Origin of the sequence: Paenibacillus sp. FSL W7-1279 (genome assembly GCF_037969845.1) — a bacterium.
GTDB lineage: Bacteria > Bacillota > Bacilli > Paenibacillales > Paenibacillaceae > Paenibacillus_AQ.
In genome coordinates, this window is the sequence record NZ_CP150215.1 from 1,522,514 (window position 1) to 1,540,297 (window position 17,784).

General features: G+C 53.3%; 14 protein-coding genes. 8 read left to right on the plus strand and 6 right to left on the minus strand.

Going from position 1 to position 17,784, the window contains the following annotated elements; genetic code table 11:
- Positions 1–73: 73 nt before the first annotated feature.
- The 3 genes from MKY82_RS06455 to htpG all read left to right on the plus strand — a co-directional run bounded on the left by MKY82_RS06455 (position 74) and on the right by htpG (position 6,585).
- Positions 74–3,172: a glycoside hydrolase family 2 TIM barrel-domain containing protein gene (locus MKY82_RS06455; protein ID WP_339296642.1), complete on the plus strand. Its 3,099-nt coding sequence runs from the start codon at positions 74–76 to the stop codon at positions 3,170–3,172.
- A gap of 53 nt (positions 3,173–3,225) precedes the next feature.
- Positions 3,226–4,458, plus strand: a complete 1,233-nt coding sequence (locus tag MKY82_RS06460) for an MFS transporter (RefSeq protein ID WP_339295766.1) — start codon at positions 3,226–3,228, stop codon at positions 4,456–4,458.
- Between the two features lie 249 nt (positions 4,459–4,707).
- Entirely contained in the window at positions 4,708–6,585 is a 1,878-nt protein-coding gene (htpG, locus tag MKY82_RS06465; RefSeq protein WP_339295767.1) for a molecular chaperone HtpG, read from the plus strand.
- A 111-nt stretch (positions 6,586–6,696) separates the two neighbouring features.
- Here the strand turns inward: htpG and MKY82_RS06470 are convergent, their stop codons facing one another.
- The 4 genes from MKY82_RS06470 to MKY82_RS06485 all read right to left on the minus strand — a co-directional run bounded on the left by MKY82_RS06470 (position 6,697) and on the right by MKY82_RS06485 (position 9,884).
- Positions 6,697–7,323: a DUF3298 domain-containing protein gene (locus tag MKY82_RS06470; RefSeq protein ID WP_339295768.1), complete on the minus strand. Its 627-nt coding sequence runs from the start codon at positions 7,321–7,323 to the stop codon at positions 6,697–6,699.
- A 245-nt stretch (positions 7,324–7,568) separates the two neighbouring features.
- A complete protein-coding gene (locus MKY82_RS06475; protein ID WP_339295769.1) occupies positions 7,569–8,720 on the minus strand; it encodes an MFS transporter in 1,152 nt (383 codons plus the stop codon).
- A 44-nt stretch (positions 8,721–8,764) separates the two neighbouring features.
- The gene (locus MKY82_RS06480; RefSeq protein WP_339295770.1) at positions 8,765–9,310 is read right to left on the minus strand and encodes a PadR family transcriptional regulator; all 546 of its coding nucleotides are present in this window, start codon (positions 9,308–9,310) and stop codon (positions 8,765–8,767) included.
- A gap of 187 nt (positions 9,311–9,497) precedes the next feature.
- Positions 9,498–9,884, minus strand: a complete 387-nt coding sequence (locus tag MKY82_RS06485; protein ID WP_194541249.1) for a helix-turn-helix domain-containing protein — start codon at positions 9,882–9,884, stop codon at positions 9,498–9,500.
- Positions 9,885–10,132: 248 nt separating this feature from the next.
- On the opposite strand from MKY82_RS06485, the gene MKY82_RS06490 reads away from it, so the two are divergent.
- The gene (locus MKY82_RS06490) at positions 10,133–10,678 is read left to right on the plus strand and encodes an NAD(P)H-dependent oxidoreductase (protein ID WP_194541250.1); all 546 of its coding nucleotides are present in this window, start codon (positions 10,133–10,135) and stop codon (positions 10,676–10,678) included.
- 190 nt (positions 10,679–10,868) lie between these two features.
- Complete coding sequence (locus MKY82_RS06495) at positions 10,869–11,399, plus strand: GrpB family protein (protein ID WP_339295771.1); 531 nt, start codon at positions 10,869–10,871, stop codon at positions 11,397–11,399.
- 12 nt (positions 11,400–11,411) lie between these two features.
- Here the strand turns inward: MKY82_RS06495 and MKY82_RS06500 are convergent, their stop codons facing one another.
- On the minus strand, positions 11,412–12,473 hold the full coding sequence (locus MKY82_RS06500) for a response regulator (protein ID WP_339295772.1): 1,062 nt from the start codon (positions 12,471–12,473) through the stop codon (positions 11,412–11,414).
- On the minus strand, positions 12,448–14,319 hold the full coding sequence (locus MKY82_RS06505) for a histidine kinase (protein ID WP_339295773.1): 1,872 nt from the start codon (positions 14,317–14,319) through the stop codon (positions 12,448–12,450). The genes MKY82_RS06500 and MKY82_RS06505 overlap by 26 nt, the downstream gene beginning before the upstream one ends.
- A gap of 191 nt (positions 14,320–14,510) precedes the next feature.
- Between MKY82_RS06505 and MKY82_RS06510 the strand changes: the two genes are divergently transcribed.
- From MKY82_RS06510 to MKY82_RS06520, 3 genes are read left to right on the plus strand one after another with little or no spacing between them, the layout of a single operon-like run.
- Positions 14,511–15,875 (plus strand): sugar ABC transporter substrate-binding protein, encoded by a 1,365-nt coding sequence (locus MKY82_RS06510; protein WP_194541254.1) that lies wholly within the window; start codon positions 14,511–14,513, stop codon positions 15,873–15,875.
- 30 nt (positions 15,876–15,905) lie between these two features.
- A complete protein-coding gene (locus MKY82_RS06515) occupies positions 15,906–16,871 on the plus strand; it encodes a sugar ABC transporter permease (RefSeq protein WP_194541255.1) in 966 nt (321 codons plus the stop codon).
- 60 nt (positions 16,872–16,931) lie between these two features.
- Positions 16,932–17,756 carry a carbohydrate ABC transporter permease gene (locus MKY82_RS06520; protein ID WP_220686323.1) on the plus strand — a complete coding sequence of 275 codons (825 nt, stop codon included), beginning with the start codon at positions 16,932–16,934 and terminating at the stop codon, positions 17,754–17,756.
- Positions 17,757–17,784: the final 28 nt, after the last annotated feature.

Genomic DNA, 17,784 nt, shown 5'->3' on the forward strand with positions numbered 1-17,784 from the left:
AAAGTCATGGACAGATGACTTTTTGAGCGACCTCTAGAAGCTTAGACCGCTTGGGAAAGGATGGAGAGACATGATGAAAGACCGTCATATAAGCCGCGACTGGGATGACCTGAGCGTGCTGGAACGGAACCGGGCGAAGAGCCGGGCCTATTTCATTCCGTTTGTGGATGAGGACGGAGCGCTCAGTTATGACAGAGGCAGCTCGGCCTGGTACCAATCGCTGAACGGGGTGTGGAAATTCCACTATGCCGAGGAGCCGGAAAGCGCTCCTGAAGCATTTTATCAAGAGGATTACGATGTATCGGCCTGGGATGACCTTCCGGTTCCGGGACACTGGCAGCTGCAGGGCTACGGGCATCCGCATTACACGGACCTGTACTATCCGTTCCCTGTGGATCCGCCGCATGTGCCAAATGCGAATCCGACCGGAAGTTACGTACGCGAGTTCGAGCTTCCGGAACATTGGGACGGCAGAAAGATTTGCGTCAAATTCGACGGGGTGGACAGCGCGTTTCATGTGTGGCTGAACGGGTCGTTTATCGGTTACAGCCAAGGCAGTCGGCTGACCTCGGAATTCGATCTGACGCCTTATTTAAAGCCTGGGGTAAACAGGATGTCCGTCCGGGTATACCAGTGGTCCGATGGAAGCTATCTGGAAGACCAGGACATGTGGTGGATGAGCGGCATTTTCCGGGATGTGTATCTGGTTGCCGAGCCGTCGGGACTTCGCATCAACGACTTCCGCGTAACGACCGAGCTGGATGAGGAGTATCTGAACGCCAAGCTGAACGTGCGTTTGGAACTGGGAGGAAGAGAGCACGGCTCCGCCCAGTTGCGGCTGTTGAATGGAGACGGAGCGGAAGTGGGATCAATCGGGAAAGACGTCGGGCACTCCGCCGTGGAGGACTTTGCCATAGAGGTAGCCGGTCCGGATTTATGGAGTGCCGAGTCACCGGCACTGTACCATCTGGTGATCACCCTACGGGATGCTCAGGGGGAGACGCTGGAGACGTTGGCGCAGCGCGTGGGCTTCCGCACCATCGAAGTAAAGGACGGACAGCTCCTCGTTAACGGCAGGGCGATCCTGCTGAAAGGGGTCAACCGTCATGACCATCATCCGGATACGGGCCGAACCGTCACCTTGTCCACGATGCTGGAGGACATCCGCTTGATGAAGCAGCACAACATCAATGCCGTACGGACGGCGCATTATCCGAATGATCCGAGGTTCTACGAGCTGTGCGACGTGTATGGGCTGTACGTGATGGAAGAGACGGATCTGGAGACCCACGGCTTCGAGCCGCTCGGCAACATTTCCCGCCTGAGCGATGATCCCGAGTGGAAGGAAGCGTACGTGGACCGCGTCCGCCGTATGGTGGAGCGGGACAAAAACCATCCGTCCGTGCTGTTCTGGTCCCTCGGCAACGAATCCGGCTTCGGCTGCAATTTCCGCGCAATGGCCGACTGGTGCCGGGAGAATGATCCCACGAGGCTGATCCATTACGAGGAGGACCGCGAAGCCGAGGTGTGCGACGTGGTGAGCACGATGTATTCCTCCGTCGAGAAGATGGAAGGCTTCGGCAAAATGACCGATCATCCCAAGCCGCATATTCTGTGCGAATTCGCGCACGCGATGGGCAACGGGCCCGGCGGACTGCGCCCCTACTTCGATACCTTTGAAGCGCATCCCCGCCTGGCGGGCGGTTTCGTATGGGAATGGATCGATCACGGGCTGAGCAGAAGGACTCCGGACGGCAAGAAGGATTATGCATACGGCGGCGATTACGGCGATGTGCCGAACAACAGCAATTTTGTCATTGACGGTTTGGTTCGTCCGGACCGGACGCCTTCAACCGGACTTCTGGAATACAAAAAGGTCATTGAACCGGTCCGTATGACGATGGGAAGACACGGTGTGCTTCATATCATGAACCGTTATGATTTCATTTCGCTGGATCATTTGCAGGCCCATTATCGGGTACTGTCCGATGGACAGCTTGCCCACAGCGGAGCGCTGGAGTTTCCCCGCATCGAAGCAGGCACAAGTGCAGAGCTTAGCCTCTCGAAGGTTTTGGAGCAGGCGACAATAGGCGTGAGTCCTTATGCGGAGCTGTGGCTTGAGGTATCCCTCTCGCTGGCTGCGGACTGCCGCTGGGCGGAACGGGGACATGAGGTGGCGTGGTCCCAGCTTCTGCTGCGGGAATCGTCCAAGCCAGAATTCGAGTCAACGGCTGCCCTGCGGCGGGGCCCCTTGCAGATTAGCGAGGAGAAGCATAGCCTTCAAGTGGGGAATGGAAGCTTTCAGTTGTCACTCAGCGCTCTCCGTTCAGGCTTTCAAGGCTTATCCCTGCATGGCAAAAGAATCATGCTTGGCGGTCCCGCGCTGAACTTCTGGCGTCCGCCGATCGATAACGATATGTACGTGCTCCCGGATTGGCGCAAAGCCCATCTGGACCGGCTCTCTGAACGGATCGATCATTTCGAATGGAAACGATTAGACCGGGAATGCGTTGAGGTACGGCGGGTTTCCCGCATTGCCCCGCCGGTATATGATTGGGGCTTCCGCTGCGAAACGACCTATACGGTCACCTCCAGCGGTCTGATAATCATGGATGTGAAGGGTGAGCCAATCGGCACGCCGCCTGCCATGCTGCCGAAAATCGGATTGCAAATGCAAGTCGCGGGCGACATGGAACATGTCCGGTGGTACGGCAGGGGACCTGGGGAAAGCTACCCGGACAGCCTGGAAGCGGGACGGTTCGGGGAATACCGCAGCACCGTGGACGGCTTGTTCACGCCTTATATTTATCCGCAGGAGAACGGGAACCGATCGGATGTCCGCTGGATCTCGCTCGCGGATGGCGCGGGAATGGGGCTTCTCGCCGTTGGCGAGCCCGCCTTGAACTTCAGTGCGAGCCGGTACACCGATCAGGATGTCGAGGCCGCGGCGCATGCCAGCGATCTTGTTCCGCGCAGTTTCATTACGCTGAACCTGGATTACCGGCAGAACGGGCTTGGCAGCAACAGCTGCGGTCCGGCACAGGCTCCCGAGCACTCAATCGAGTCGGAGCCGTTCTCGTTCCGCATGCTGCTGAAGGCTCACGCTGCCGAGGATACCGACCCGGTACGGCTGAGCCGGCGGATGCGCTCGGAAGCGGAATTATACAAGTAACCGACTGATTTCATTTCAGATCGTTTTCGGATTTTCTGGAGAAGGGGAATAACATGTCCTTTTACATCAAAGACCTGCTGCAGCTGTCTACAGGGGTGCGCCGCTTCCTGATAAGTGAGGCCTTCTACGGCATCGGAATCGGTCTCTATACACTTGTCCTGAATCTGCATCTGCTCTTCCGGGGGCTAAGGGAGGACGAGATCGGCGCGTTGGTATCGATGGGCATACTGATCATGGGCGTTCTCGCCATTCCGGTATCCCTGCTCGCTAACCGGACCGGAAGAAAGAAACTGCTGGTTGCCGGCGTATTCTTTATTGCCGCGGGCAATGTGCTGTTTGCCGTCAGCGATGAATTGCTGTGGTTCTATGCCGCTCAAATATTGGTGTCTGCCGGCTTGACGCTGGTGGAGACGACGGAGATCCAGCTTCTCTTCCATTATTGCCGTTCCCGTAAGGAGGAAGCCCGTGCATTTTCCTTGATGTTTGCCGTCTTTACGGCTTTCACGGGTCTCGGAACGCTGGCAGCAGGATATATTTCGAAGGGTTTTGAAGGAAGCAGAGGTTATGAAGTGTCGCTTCTGCTGACCGGGCTGGTGCTTGTGCTTCACGGCGTCATCCGGGCGTTCTGGCTGCCTGCCGAGAACAAGGCTTCGGAGGCGGCAGCTTCACCTTCGAGAGGCATCTCCAGGCTAATGGGACCTCTATCCTCCGGGACCTTGTGGCTGTTTGCCGTGTTTACAGCGCTGCTCGGCGGCTGTATCGCCATGACCGGCTCCTTCCTGAACGTCATCGTGAAGTTCCGCCTGGATTGGATGGACGACCAGGTATCCCTGATTCTGGCCATCGGCGCGATCCTTCTGTTTATATGCTCGTTGATGACGCCGTACGTCATGGAGCGGTTCGGTTATAACACGGCCATTATCTCGGTATTTATCGTTAATATTGTGCTGTTTGCCGCTCTATACATGATTCTCCCCGTATGGCTGTTTGTCGGGCTGTTTCTACTGCGGGGCGGCGGCGTGACCATGCTGTCCAATCTGCTGGACAGTCTGCTGATGTCGGCCTTTAATGAAAAGGAACGGAATCTGTACGCCGGCATGAGGTCGGTATTCCGGAGTTTAGGCTCGTCCGGGGCAACCTTTGTGGCCGGACTGATCCTGGCCCGGCAGGATTATCGGCTTCCCTTTCTGGCCACGGCCGGCGTGCTGCTCCTATGCGGCCTGTATTACGTATGGTGGATTCGCCCTGTCTTATCCAAGAGAATAAACAGCGGTATCGAGCCATGAATGTGAAAGGCCGTCTAAGAGGGGAATCCCCTTTTAGGTGGCCTTTTTGCCGATTGCAGCAGTCTCTTTCAAATTCATCTTACGCTGTCTGCTTCACCACTGCAGGCTGAATCCGTATTTGTTCCAGGGAAAGTCTTTAAACATATTGACATCAAAAATTGGTACATGTTTAAATAGAAGAAGTGTTAGCACTCTGATGTAAAGAGTGCTAAAAAGAAACCTCGTTCAGATTGGAAGGGAGATTTTTTCATGGCGAAAAAACAGTTTAAAGCTGAGTCCAAACGGCTGCTCGAGATGATGATTAACTCCATCTATACGCAGCGCGAAATTTTTCTGCGTGAGCTGATTTCAAATGCCAGCGACGCGATCGACAAGATTTACTATAAAGCGCTGACCGACGACAATTTGACCTTTAATAAAGAAGACTATTACGTTAAGATTACCGCAGATAAAGCAAACCGTACGCTGACCATTACCGATACGGGGATCGGAATGACAAAGGAAGACCTCGAGAACAACCTGGGCATCATCGCCAAGAGCGGTTCCCTTGCATTCAAGAGTGAGAACGAAGCGAAGGACGGCCACAATATCATCGGCCAATTCGGCGTAGGTTTCTATTCCGCCTTCATGGTTGCCGATGTCGTAACCGTGACGAGCCGTGCCCTCGGCAGCGACGAAGCGTTCAAGTGGGAATCCGAAGGCGCGGATGGATATACCATTACACCGGCCGACAAGGATTCCGTCGGAACCGAGATCGTATTGAAGATCAAAGAGAACACGGAAGATGATCAGTATGACGAGTATTTGGAAGAATACCGCTTAAGAGCGATCATCAAGAAGTACTCGGACTTCATCCGCTATCCGATCAAGATGGACGTGAAAACGCAGCGTCCGAAGGCTGATGCCGAGAATGAGTTCGAGGAAGTCCAGGAAGAGCAGACCATCAACAGCATGGTACCGATCTGGCGCAAGAACAAAGGCGAGCTGACGGACGAAGATTACGTGAATTTCTACAACGAGAAACGGTACGGCTTCGATAAACCGCTCAAACACATTCATGTAAAAGCGGACGGTGCCGTTGTATATAACGCGATTCTGTTCATTCCCGAGAATACGCCTTTCGATTATTACACCAAGGAATACGAGAAAGGGCTTGAGCTCTATTCCAACGGCGTCCTGATCATGGACAAATGCGGCGACCTGCTGCCGGACTATTTCAGCTTCGTGAAAGGGATGGTCGATTCCGAGGATCTGTCGCTGAACATCTCACGCGAGATGCTCCAGCATGACCGTCAGCTGACGCTGATTGCCAAGAACATCAAGAGCAAAGTGAAAAGCGCGCTGCAAGGCATGATGAAGGACGAGCGGGAGAATTACGAGAAGTTCTTCGCATCCTTCGGCAGAGGACTGAAATTCGGCGTCTACAACGATTACGGCATGAACAAGGAAGATCTTCAAGATCTGCTGCTGTTCACTTCCTCCAAGGAGAAGAAGCTGGTCTCCCTGGACGAGTACGTATCGAGGATGCCGGAGGATCAGAAGTATATCTATTATGCTTCCGGTGATTCCATCGACCGGATCGAGAAGCTTCCGCAGACGGAAATGGTGCTCGACAAAGGTTATGAAATTCTGTACTTCACCGACGATGTCGATGAGTTTGCGATCAAGATGCTCATGAAATACAAGGAGAAGGAATTCAAGTCGGTATCCAGCGGCGATCTTGGCCTCGATTCCGAGGCGGACAAACAGGAGAATGAAGCTGAAGAGAACGACAATAAGGAGCTCTTTGAAGCTATGGGCAGCCTCTTGGCCGGCAAGGTGAAATCCGTTAAAGCCTCCAAACGACTGAAATCCCATCCGGTATGCCTGTCCACGGAGGGCGATGTCTCGATTGAGATGGAGAAGATCTTGAAGGCGATGCCGAACGGACAGGATATCCAAGCCGACAAGGTGCTGGAGATTAACACGAACCATGAGGTGTTCAAATCCCTGAAGGCACAGCAAGCGGATCAAGATAAGCTGAAGCTCTACACGAATCTCCTATACAATCAAGCGCTGTTGATCGAAGGCTTGCCGATTGCCGATCCGGTGGAATTCACGAACGATATCTGCAAAATCATGGTGTAACCGTCGTAGCTGGCTCCATGCGATGATAATAAACAAACCCGAAACGCTGGTATGGCACCAGGGAATCGGGTTTGTTTTTTTATGCTTATCACCTGAACACGATGCAGCTCCCTACGCCACGTCTCCGGCAAGATCCGATAACAATCCGGTCTCGGGCGCCATGCCCAAGAGGTCATATACCGATATCGGGAACATCGGAAAGCCGACATAGTACGGCGTGATGGCATATAGAGGATAGAAGATGACCAGTGACTTATCTGCCAGATAGAAATCCTGATTCGGCGAAACGGTGACCGGACTGCTCTCCAGCACGGGAATGCCGCGTTCCTTGATCTGACGATTCACTTCGGCGGCCAAAACGGCTTGATAGCTGGAGCCCGGACGGAACAGGTCGGATAAGGCGTAGGATTTACCGGTGGCCGTGGAAAAGGTCAAGCCTTTCGTTACCGTATGTCCATGTGCCATAGGTTCGGAGTAGGTGTAGTTGGTCAGCACGAGGCTAAGGATGCCTCGTTCATTCGTTTTGATCTCAAAAGTGCCCGTCGTTTGCGGGTTGGTGCCGGTCTGAATCTGCTGCTGTTCGCGCTGCATGTCCTGGATTTGATCAATAATCGCCCGGTTGATGGCTTCTTCTGCTCCTGGATTCATGAGGCCGTATACCTGCGGATAATGAATCACGAGACCGGGTGCCGTATGCGTGAGGGTATGGATGCTCACCGGCGGTACATATTGCGCCATGCGTACCATCGCTCCAATCTAACATCAGATACGTTAGCCTATTCGGAAGCGGGCGCGAAGGTTACGAAGTCTGGAGGCTCGGAAGTCCGGAACCACGAAAGTTTGGAACCTCGGAGGCTGGCGGGCTTGGAGGCTTGGAAACTCGGAAACTCGGTCATCTCCGCGGAACGGCTTTCGAGCAGACAGAACGCTCTTATGCGGCGGTTCCGGTCCGTGGCGTGTGTTTGCCGGAAATCGGATAGCCCTCACTCTTTTTCCGCAACGCCAGACGTAAGCAGTCTTCTTACAAAGATCGTGAATATGACCAAGGATACGACAACCGATACTGCCGTAACCGTAAACAAGTATGCATAGCCGATACGCTCGGAAACCAGGCCCAGCAGGATCGCGCCAAGCCCGATGCCGAGATCGAATGCGGTCATGAAGGAGGCGTTGGCTGCGCCTCTCCGATCTTCGGGAGCAATGCGCAGGGTGGCTGCTTGAAGAGCGGGCTGGGCCGAGCCGAAGCCGATGCCGTACAGAATAGCGGCGATAATCAGTCCGGGCAATCCGCTCGACAGGCTTAAGACGATGAGAGCGCCAGCCGTTACGACAAGGGACGGAATGATGACAGCCGCTTCGCCGAAACGGTCCGACAGCTTTCCGGCAAAGGGCCGAATCAACGTAAGAGCGACGGCGTACACCAGGAAAAAGGTTCCCGGATTGACCCGAATGGACTCGGCAAACAGCGGGAGGAAGGTTGTAATTCCCCCATAAGCGACAGCCAGAAAAAAGATGGCGACCGTGACAGGGAGAACGGATTTCTCGACTAGCTGAATCCTGCCTGCCGAAGGTTTGGCTTGATAAGGTGCTCTGGTCATGTAGGCCAGTATGAAGGCAACCAGAGAGAGCCCGGTAGCGACAAGAAACAACGTCTGAAAGGAATATCCACCGACAATATAGGTCCCCAGCATGGGGCCGATGGCCATCGCCACCGTCATCGCCATTCCATACCAGCCCATGCCTTCCCCGCGGCGGGAGGCCGGGATTAAATCCGTAATGACCGTACCGATGGAGGTTGTCGAAAAAGCCCAGCTCGCGCCGTGCAGGATCCGCAGTGCAAGCAGAAGCAGAATGCTGCTGACCCAATCGTAGAGATACATCGAAAGAACAAAGAAGATAAGACCCCAAATGTAAAAAGCTCTCCTGCCGTACCGATCCACCAATCCCCCAACCATTGGGCGAAACACAACCGCCGTCAGCGTGAACGCGCCGGCCGCCAAACCTACCTGAGTCTCGGAGCCGCCTAAATGCTTGATATACAGCGGAAGCGTGGGCAGCAGCAGATAGAAGCCCGTAAATAGAAACAGCATCCCGACCGTCATCTGAATAAACGGTTTCGTCCATAAACGTTCCATCTTCGTATCCCTCCTTATATGCAATGTAAAAAAACGCTAGAACGCTAGTCTTCTTCGGACTTAACGGCCGTTATTTCTTTCTTGACCCACTCGATATTCGTCATTGCCATCTGCTTCCGGTGATCCAGTACCCTCAGCAATTGAAGCCGCTGTTTCTCGGGCTCGGGCTTGTAGAACGTGATCTTCGCCTCAAAATCCGTTACATGCTGCAGGTTAGTCTCGAGATAAATTAAATATTGCTCCAGGCAGTCGAGTCGAACCTTTTTCGGAACATACCGGAAATAGACCATTTTGAAATGGAATGCCTGCTCCGTATCCAAGTTGTATTCTAGGGGTTTCTGCATGAGCTCGAGAAAGTTATTCCGTCCGGAATCGGTAATCCCGTAGATTTTTCGGGGGCGTTTGCCTCCGCCGGATTCGTCAAGACGAAGATGGATCCACCCGTTATCCACCATCCGGGAGAGCAGCGGATACAACGTTCCGGAACTGATCTGACGGTAAGGTCCGCCTGCATTTTTAAGGATCTCTTGGAGCATATATCCGTGCTTATCCCCGGTCATCAATTCACCCAGAACAAAAATTTCATACATATGAGGTGCAACAATTGAAGCCGATCCCAGAAGGATCGGCTGGAAGAATGCGAAGGGGGAAAGAAGCCAACTCAAATTGAGAAATATAGCAGACTTGGATCCGGTTTGCACAGCAGGGAGTAGATGCCTGTGCTTGCACAGGCGAGCCGTGCCCGGCAAGAGCATTAAGGGTTTTGCTTCCTGCTGTTTACAGTCCGCCTGCGTTTTTTCCGTGACTCTCTTTAGGCTGGCCGTTGACCTTCTCGACATAATCCAAATGTTGAAATCCCCAGGTGCACATGTCGGTCAGAACGCTGTCCAAGCTTTTTCCATGCTGCGAGATGGAATACTCCACCTTGGGCGGAATCTCCTGATATACCTTGCGTACGACAAGTCCATCCTGTTCCAGTTCGCGCAGCTGATTCGTGAGCATGCCTTGGGTCACGCCCGGAAGCAGACGCCGGAGCTCCCCGAACCGTTTGGTTCCGTCCTGCAGCAGTATAAACAGAATCAGTGGTTTCCACTTACCGCCGATTAATTGCAGCGTTGTCAGGATGCCGTCGGTGTTAGGCCGTTCATGATCGGTTGTTCTCATGTTCTCATCTCCCATAGGAAGTGTGTTATCGGTCTTTGTTCATTTGATGTTAGTAATGTAGCACAGTATTCGATTTAAACCCAGTACTATTCTTCTTCGTACTTAGTACGTTTTGACGTACTATGCATGGGATGAATAGGTATGCTAAAACCGACTAAGTACATAAAAAGAGCGTACTTTTCAACGGAACGGATTCGAAACATAATGGGGGTGTCAAACAAACCAAATGGGACAGGAGAGACCTGAATATGAAAATCATGGTGATTGTGGTTCATCCGAATTTAGACAACTCGCGTGCGAATCGAGTGCTGATGCAGCACAGCAGGCTCTATGCGAATGGAAATGTAGATATCCGGGATCTTTACAAGGAGTATCCGAATTGGATTATCGATATTGAGCGCGAGCAGCAGCTTCTTCTTCAGTATGATCGAGTAGTGTTCCAGTTCCCGTTGTACTGGTACAGCTGCCCGCCCCTGTTGAAGAAATGGTTCGATGACGTTCTGACCTTCGGTTGGGCGTTCGGACCAGAAGGCAACAATCTGAAGGGCAAGGAATTTATGGTGGCCACGACGGCAGCAGGCTTAGAACAAGGATATCAGGCAGGCGGGGACAATTGGTATACCGTAAGTGAGCTGCTGCGCCCGATTCAAGCTACGTTGAACCGGTGCAAAGTTCGATATTTGCCGGCCTTTGCGACCTATAACGTAGAGAAGGTAAGCGATGAGGAGCTCCAGGCGGAGGCAGGCAGATATGCCGACCAGGTTCTAGCACCTGCAGCCGAAAGCCGATATTGAGGCATGCTTCTCGGCCTGAACCGATAGAAGATTGGCACTTGCCGGCCGGCGCCATAAAAGGCATGATGGAGTCATGTATGACATGACCTGAAGCAGTGCCTCGGGTTTTTGGGCCAGCCCATTTACGGGTTGGGTTGGCTCGAACCGGCTTCATCGCACATGCTTACAAAACTTGTGAGGAGGAGCCTTCATGACAATTGACGAAGCCATTCACTTGGAGTCCTACGACCAGCAGTGGGCCGATCGGTTTAGCGAAGAACTTCAGACGTTAACGAGGGAGATCGGGCCCTATACGGCTGCCATCGAACATTTTGGAAGCACATCGGTACCGGGGATGACAGCCAAACCCATCATCGATGTTCTGGTGGGCGTGGAGAATGCGCTGCATTCGAGTGAAATCATCCCCAGACTGACCGCTATGGGTTATGAGGATCTCGGAGAAGCCGGAATTCCAGGCCGTTTATATCTCCGCAAAAGAGGCAGCTTTGCCTATAACGTTCATATTGTGTTATTTCGTGGCGACATCTGGAATCATAACATCATGATCAGGGATTACCTGCGGGCACATGCCGTCGAAGCCGAGCGTTACAGCGAGATCAAACGACGGATCGTTTCACAAGGGACCCGGACCCTCCTCCAATACTCCGATGAGAAGAATGCGTTCGTTGAGCAGCTGCTTGGCAGGGCGAAAGCATGGAAGAACGGTGTGCAATCCGAATAAGCGCCTGCGAATTTATTCTCCATTCATGGCCTTGCACTGCTTTCGGTAAGCGGAAGGGGTGAGGCCATGAAATTTTTTGAACGTTTTGCTGAAATGGACATAGTCCGAGAAACCGACGCGGTAGGCTGTTTCCTGAGCGGAAAGCTCAGACTCCGCCAGCAATTCCCTCGCTTTTTCCATGCGTACCTGCACCAGGTATTTTACGAAGTTCATATTCGTTTCGCTCTTGAAGGTGCGGCTTAAATACGTGACCGACATCCCTACCGAATCAGCTACCTCCTGCAAGGACAAATCCTCCATCGCGTAATTCTCTTCAATGTAACGTTTGGCTTTCTGAATATTGTGGCGAGACCCTAGATTTCGGGAGCCCTTAATCAGCGCCAGCATTTCCTTGATCTTATCTTGTATTTGACGGCTGCAGGCAATGGGATCGTCCTGTGGCCATTGATCCTCGCCAATCTCCATCGCAAGAAGCAAACCGCGTTCTTTCATCGCTGTCAGCAGATCCTGCATCAGCATATGGGCGTAACGTGACACGCTGACTTCTTCTGGCCCGCTCGTCTCGAAAAGAGCCATGATCTCGCGAATTTGTTCCAGCGCTCCCTGTTCATCGGCAGAATACAGCAGCTCAGCCAGCCTGGCTTTATGGTGCTGCTGCGCAAGCGTCCATTCCGTTTGCCGGGAGAACCGCGCTTTCCGCTCATCCAGCTCCCTGCAGGCACGTTCCAGCGTCGTTTGGAACTGGGCAGGATCGATGGGCTTCAGCAGGAAGTCCGAAACGCCATAGCGCAGGGCCTGACGCGCGAATTCGAAGTTGTCATGGCCCGACAGGATAATGAAAAACATCTGGGGATGGGATTCCCGCACACGGCGGATAAATTCCAGTCCATCCATTTCAGGCATGCAAATATCGGTCACGATGATGTCGGGCCGGCTATCCTCCAGCAATTCCAAGGCCTCAACCCCGTCTTCAGCTTCGCCGGCAACCTCAAACCGAAGACCCGACCTCTCAACAAGCTTTCGCAAACTTAAATGAATGGCGTATTCGTCATCTATCAACATGATCCGGTACATGTTGTCCCTCCTCGCTAGTCTTGTACGGCAGTCTGATTTCAAATATCGTGCCTTCCAAGGGCACGGATTCCACAAGCTGCAGGCCATACTCGTCACCGAAGGTAAGCTGAAGTCTTTGATGCACGTTCAAGAGGCCGATGCCGCTGGTGGTTTCCTCTCCGTCGTTTGGCAGCATGCCTTCACCCGGCTTCTCGCGGGGTTGCAGGATTTGCCTGATTTGCCACAGCGTTTCCGCCGTCATGCCAATCCCCTTGTCCCGGATGATGATGGCAAAATAGCCCGCCTCCGCACGGGAGCTGATCCCGAGGTAGCTTGGTTTCTTTCCCCGGTATCCGTGGATGAACACATTCTCTACGATCGGCTGCAGCGTCAGCCTGACGGCGTTTACGCGATCCAGGTCCCGTTCGTTCAGGTTCATATCGATCCGGAGCCTGCGGAAACGGGCGCTTTGAAGGTCGAGATAGTACTGGACATGCGTCATCTCCTCCCGCAGCGGAACGACGGATCCGGCATGACCGATATTGTAACGAAACATGTGGGCCAGCGCCCTCGTCATGCGGCTGATTTCCATATGATCGTCCGCAATGGCATATGAATTAATAATCTCCAATGAATTGTACAAAAAATGCGGGTTGATGTGGGACTGCATGGAGCGGAGCTCGGATTCCTTCTGCTTGATCATGAGCTCCCGTTCCTTCAGCTGGGAATCCTGGACCTCCCGGATCAGCCGCTTCAGCTCTCCCGTCATGCTGTAGAAGCTATGAAACACGGCGGTCATTTCATTGTTGCGGAACCGGTTCACGTTGGTAGGAAGCACAAAATCCCCCCGCTCAACGCGGGCCATCAGCTTCTGCAGCATGGAGAGCGGTCTTGTTAAAGACAAGGAGAAGCCGCCCACAAGCGCCAATGCAATGATCATGAGAACGGCTGCGGCCGCAAGCGAGTAATTGCGCTGGGTGATTAAACCGCCGATGAGATTGTTCAGCGGCAGATCGGCAACAACCGTCCAGCCGGTGATCTGCGAGCGTTCATGCAGGACCATCTTTTCGGTGCCCGAAACGGTGTCTTGATGCTGGAAGAAGGAGGAGTCCCGGTTTTGAATACGTGTTAACAGCCCCGGTTCGACTGGGGTTCCGACCCGGCTCGGATCCGGGTGGTAGATCATCTGCCCATCCTTGCCCATGATCCAGACGTCAAAGCCCCCCAGCGAATCGTTAGAGCAGATGGCTCCGATTTGCTTCAGATTGAGGTCGACAATCAATAAGCCTTTATAGAGAAAGGACGAATTGTCATACAGCTTCCGGGCTACGGTAAGGGCTGGCGTGTTTCCTACCCGGCTGAGGCCGATGATTTGGAAATCGTTGAATTGATCCAGCTGCGCCTGATAGGATCGGTTGCGTTTGCGGATTTCACTCATGTCGAGCAGTCCCGGCGCGCTTTCGTAATCGGTAATTTGTCTTTTGTTCTCGGCGACGAGCGAGATTCCGATAATGTCGGATCTGCCGTAAATCATCTGGGCAAACAAGTCGTCCTCCACTTTTTTGGCAAGCTGAAAGTAGGCATAGGGAGTAAGCTGGGCAGCCGAGAGAAATTGCTGGATCTGAGGGTTGTGAATAAAGGGATAGGTGGAATTCTCTAGATTGGATATGTACGAATCCAGCGAGACGTTGGTTTGCTCGATGATACGCTTGTTAGCGCCTGCGGCAAACTGTTCAATCGCTTCAGTTGACGACTGGTACCAGAAGCTGCCGAGCAGAAAGAAGGGGAGGCCAATGAATAGGGTGATCAGCACGAACAAACGTTGGTTAATGGTCAGATTACCGGTGGAAACGCCTTGGATGTTCATCGCTCTTCCGCCTTCCTCGCATTGAAGTAGGGAATGTAAGGAACATTGTAGCAAAAAAACACAAGTTGTAAATAAAAAACCATGATGCCGCAGCAAGAAATCACAAGTGGGCTAAGAAAGCACATGGGCGCATTCGGTCGTTATCAACTACAATCGCATTAATCCATTTCAAACAATAGGGGGCGAGGATTGTGAAAAAGAGAAAAGGGTTTTACAGCTGGGTAACGGCCTTATTGCTGATATCCATCATTGTAAGCGGATGCGGAAATGCTGGCGATGGTCAGAGCGGCACCGCATCTTCCGGCACCGGAGGCGGCGAGGAAGATAAGAAGGTAGAAATCCTGCTTGGGTATTATTCCAGCGACAGCTCCGATGCGAAGATGAAGGAGCTGATCGAGCAGTTCGAGAAACAGCACCCGAACATTACGGTCAAAACGCAGAGCGCGCCTTACGGGCAGTTCTACCAGAAGCTGGATACGCAGATCGCGGCCGGCCAGGCGCCGGACGTATGGCTGTCCGACGGCGTCTACGTGATGAAATACGCCCAGCGGGGCGCGGCCAAGGATCTGACCGATTGGATTGCAAGGGATCTGAAAGCCGATGAGTACTACGGCCTCGATTTCAACAAGGACGCGGACGGGCGCTATTGGGGCGTGCCGCAGGGCATACAGGTCGGCGTGCTGTTTTACAACAAAGAGCTGTTTGATAAGGCCGGCGTAGCGTATCCTTCGGATGAATGGACCTGGGAGGATCTGAAATCATCGGCAGCCAAGCTGACGGTGGATGCCGGCGGAAAAACGGCCGAGGACAGCGGGTTCGACGCAGCCAGCGTGAATCAGTTCGGGCTTACGTTCTTCAGCATTACCGAGGGCTGGTTCTCCGTGATGAAATCCTACGGCGGTGGAACCCTTGACGAGAAAGCGGAGAACTCGATCATCAATTCCCCTGAGAACAAGCAGGCGTTCGAATGGATGGTCGACGGCATGCAGCGCGGCATCATTACGGATCCGGTCGATCTGAAGAGCTTCCAGAGCAATACCGCCGTGTTCCCAAGCGGATCGGCCGCCATGCGGATCGGCATTTATGCCCGGGTGCAGGCAGCGAATGAAGCCGGTCTGAATTACGATGTGGCGCTGCTGCCGAAGGGACCTGACGGCAAGCGGGTGTCCCCGGTCATTGCCAACTCGTGGGTGGTTAATCAGAAGTCAAGCGACGAGAAAGCGGAAGCTGCCTGGGAGTGGATTAAATATTGGGCTACGGAAGACGATGTGCAGAAGCAGTGGACCGAGCTTGGCGAAGCCGTGCCCGTGAAAAAATCCGTTGCGGAATCCGAAGTGTTCCTCAAGGCGGGAGAGCAGCCTGCTAATCGCCAAGCTTTCCTGGATAGCCTGGAGTTCGCACAGACGCTCGACAATAACGCGGTCTGGGAAGAATGGGTAGGCAAATTCAACGAGCATGCGGAGCGTGCCTTCCTGGGGGATGCAACCATCGATCAGGCTTTAAGCGAAGCGGACGCAGCCGTTCAGGCGGTCCTCGATGATTTCTATAAAAAATAAAACCAAGGGTGGAAGAAAGGCGGGAGTGAAATGGACAATACGCTAAACGACAATGCAGCACTCAAAGCCGATCCGATGCCGCACGGAAAGCCCGCCCGAAAACGGAAATGGGATCATGAGGGGAGATGGGGGCTGCTCATGGCCTCCCCCTATGTTCTCCACTTTATCATTTTTGTGGCGGGTCCTCTCGCCGCATCCCTGTACTTCAGCTTCTCCGATTATGACATGCTGAATCCGCCCGAGTGGAGCGGATTGGATAATTTCCGGCGCATGGCCGAGGATTCGATGTTCTGGCGTTCCCTGTGGAATACCTTGTATTTTGCGGTTCTGTTCGTGCCGCTCCAGACCTTTCTGGCCTTGGTGCTGGCCGTTGCGCTAAACCAGCGTTTGAAAGGGCTTAAATGGTTCCGGATGGCCCATTTTATCCCGGTGATCTCCTCATGGACCGTCATCCTGTATGTTGCTGACGCCGTATTCAACCCTCGCTTCGGTTTGGCGAATACGCTGCTTGCCAAGCTGGGGCTGGAAGGGCAAGGCTGGCTGCAGGACCCGAAGCTGGCGATTCCGCTGCTCGTGTTCATCGCGGTCTGGAAAGGGATCGGCTATATTATGGTCATTTATCTGGCGGGACTTCAGAGCGTTCCCGGAGATTTGTATGAAGCTGCGGAGATTGACGGTGCTGGAGCCCTGCGAAAATTCCGGTATATTACCGTTCCATTGATCTCGCCGACGACCTTCCTGGTTGTCATCATGAGCACCATCTCTACCTTCCAGGCATTCGAACAGATCTATGTGCTGACCGGCAGGGGCGACATCAGCTCGGCGGGAGGTCCGAATAACTCCAGCCTAGTCATGATGCTGTATTTATATCGCGAAGGGTTCACCTTTATGAGGATGGGGTATGCTTCCGCCATTGCCTGGGTGCTGTTCATGATCCTGTTCCTGCTGACGCTGATACAGCTTCGGGCCCAAAAGAAGTGGGTGCATTATGACTGATCAAGCGATCAAGATGGAACCGGGGATTTGGAACCGCATCGGAGGAAGGAGTGGCCTCAAATGAGAAGAAAGCTGCTGGGAAAAAGTATCGGATACGTGCTGATTGGGATCAGCTCGCTCATCATGATCGTGCCGTTTCTGTCGGCACTTATGAATTCATTGAAAACCTACAAGGAATATACCACGGTTCCGCCCCGCTGGATCCCTGAAGTATTCCAATGGTCCAATTACGCCCAGGTGTTCCAGCTTGGGAATATTGGCGGCTACACGCTCAACAGCGTCTTCGTAGCCGCATTGTCCGTCATCGGCGCCCTGATCTCCTGCTCGATGGTCGGTTATGCGTTCGCAAGACTGCGCTTTCCGCTGAAAAGTGTGCTGTTCGTGATGGTGCTGGGTACGATGATGATTCCGGCGGTGGTCATCATCATCCCGCATTTTATCATTTTTAATAAGCTGAACATGCTGGATACGCTCACGCCGCTGTGGATTATCGAATGGCTGGCTCAGCCGTTTGGGATTTTCCTCATGCGACAGGCTTTTATGAATATACCTAAGGAGTACGAGGAGGCGGCCAAGATGGAGGGCTGCAATCCGTTCCAGATTTACCTGCGGATTTTTATTCCGATGGCCAGGCCTACCCTGGCGACGCTGGCGATCTTTACGTTCATGGGCAAGTGGAACGAGATTCTGACGCCTGTCATTTATTTGACCTCGAATGAGAAGTATACGCTGCCCATCGGCATTCTCTCCTTGTCAGGCCAGTGGACCGGCAATGAACAGCTTATGATCGCAGCCGCACTGGTCAGTCTGGTTCCGATCCTGCTGGTATTCCTGTTTGCCGAGAAATATTTTGTGCAGAACCACAATATGGCCGGGATTAAATAATGAACGTTACTAACGTTACTATCGGCTC

Coding starts and splice junctions, on each gene's coding strand:
- MKY82_RS06455 (WP_339296642.1), top strand. CDS start 74: ATGAAAGACCGTCATATAAGCCGCGACTGGGATGACCTGAGCGTGCTG.
- MKY82_RS06460 (WP_339295766.1), top strand. CDS start 3,226: ATGTCCTTTTACATCAAAGACCTGCTGCAGCTGTCTACAGGGGTGCGC.
- htpG (WP_339295767.1), top strand. CDS start 4,708: ATGGCGAAAAAACAGTTTAAAGCTGAGTCCAAACGGCTGCTCGAGATG.
- MKY82_RS06470 (WP_339295768.1), bottom strand. CDS start 7,323: ATGGCGCAATATGTACCGCCGGTGAGCATCCATACCCTCACGCATACG.
- MKY82_RS06475 (WP_339295769.1), bottom strand. CDS start 8,720: ATGGAACGTTTATGGACGAAACCGTTTATTCAGATGACGGTCGGGATG.
- MKY82_RS06480 (WP_339295770.1), bottom strand. CDS start 9,310: ATGTATGAAATTTTTGTTCTGGGTGAATTGATGACCGGGGATAAGCAC.
- MKY82_RS06485 (WP_194541249.1), bottom strand. CDS start 9,884: ATGAGAACAACCGATCATGAACGGCCTAACACCGACGGCATCCTGACA.
- MKY82_RS06490 (WP_194541250.1), top strand. CDS start 10,133: ATGAAAATCATGGTGATTGTGGTTCATCCGAATTTAGACAACTCGCGT.
- MKY82_RS06495 (WP_339295771.1), top strand. CDS start 10,869: ATGACAATTGACGAAGCCATTCACTTGGAGTCCTACGACCAGCAGTGG.
- MKY82_RS06500 (WP_339295772.1), bottom strand. CDS start 12,473: ATGTACCGGATCATGTTGATAGATGACGAATACGCCATTCATTTAAGT.
- MKY82_RS06505 (WP_339295773.1), bottom strand. CDS start 14,319: ATGAACATCCAAGGCGTTTCCACCGGTAATCTGACCATTAACCAACGT.
- MKY82_RS06515 (WP_194541255.1), top strand. CDS start 15,906: ATGGACAATACGCTAAACGACAATGCAGCACTCAAAGCCGATCCGATG.
- MKY82_RS06520 (WP_220686323.1), top strand. CDS start 16,932: ATGAGAAGAAAGCTGCTGGGAAAAAGTATCGGATACGTGCTGATTGGG.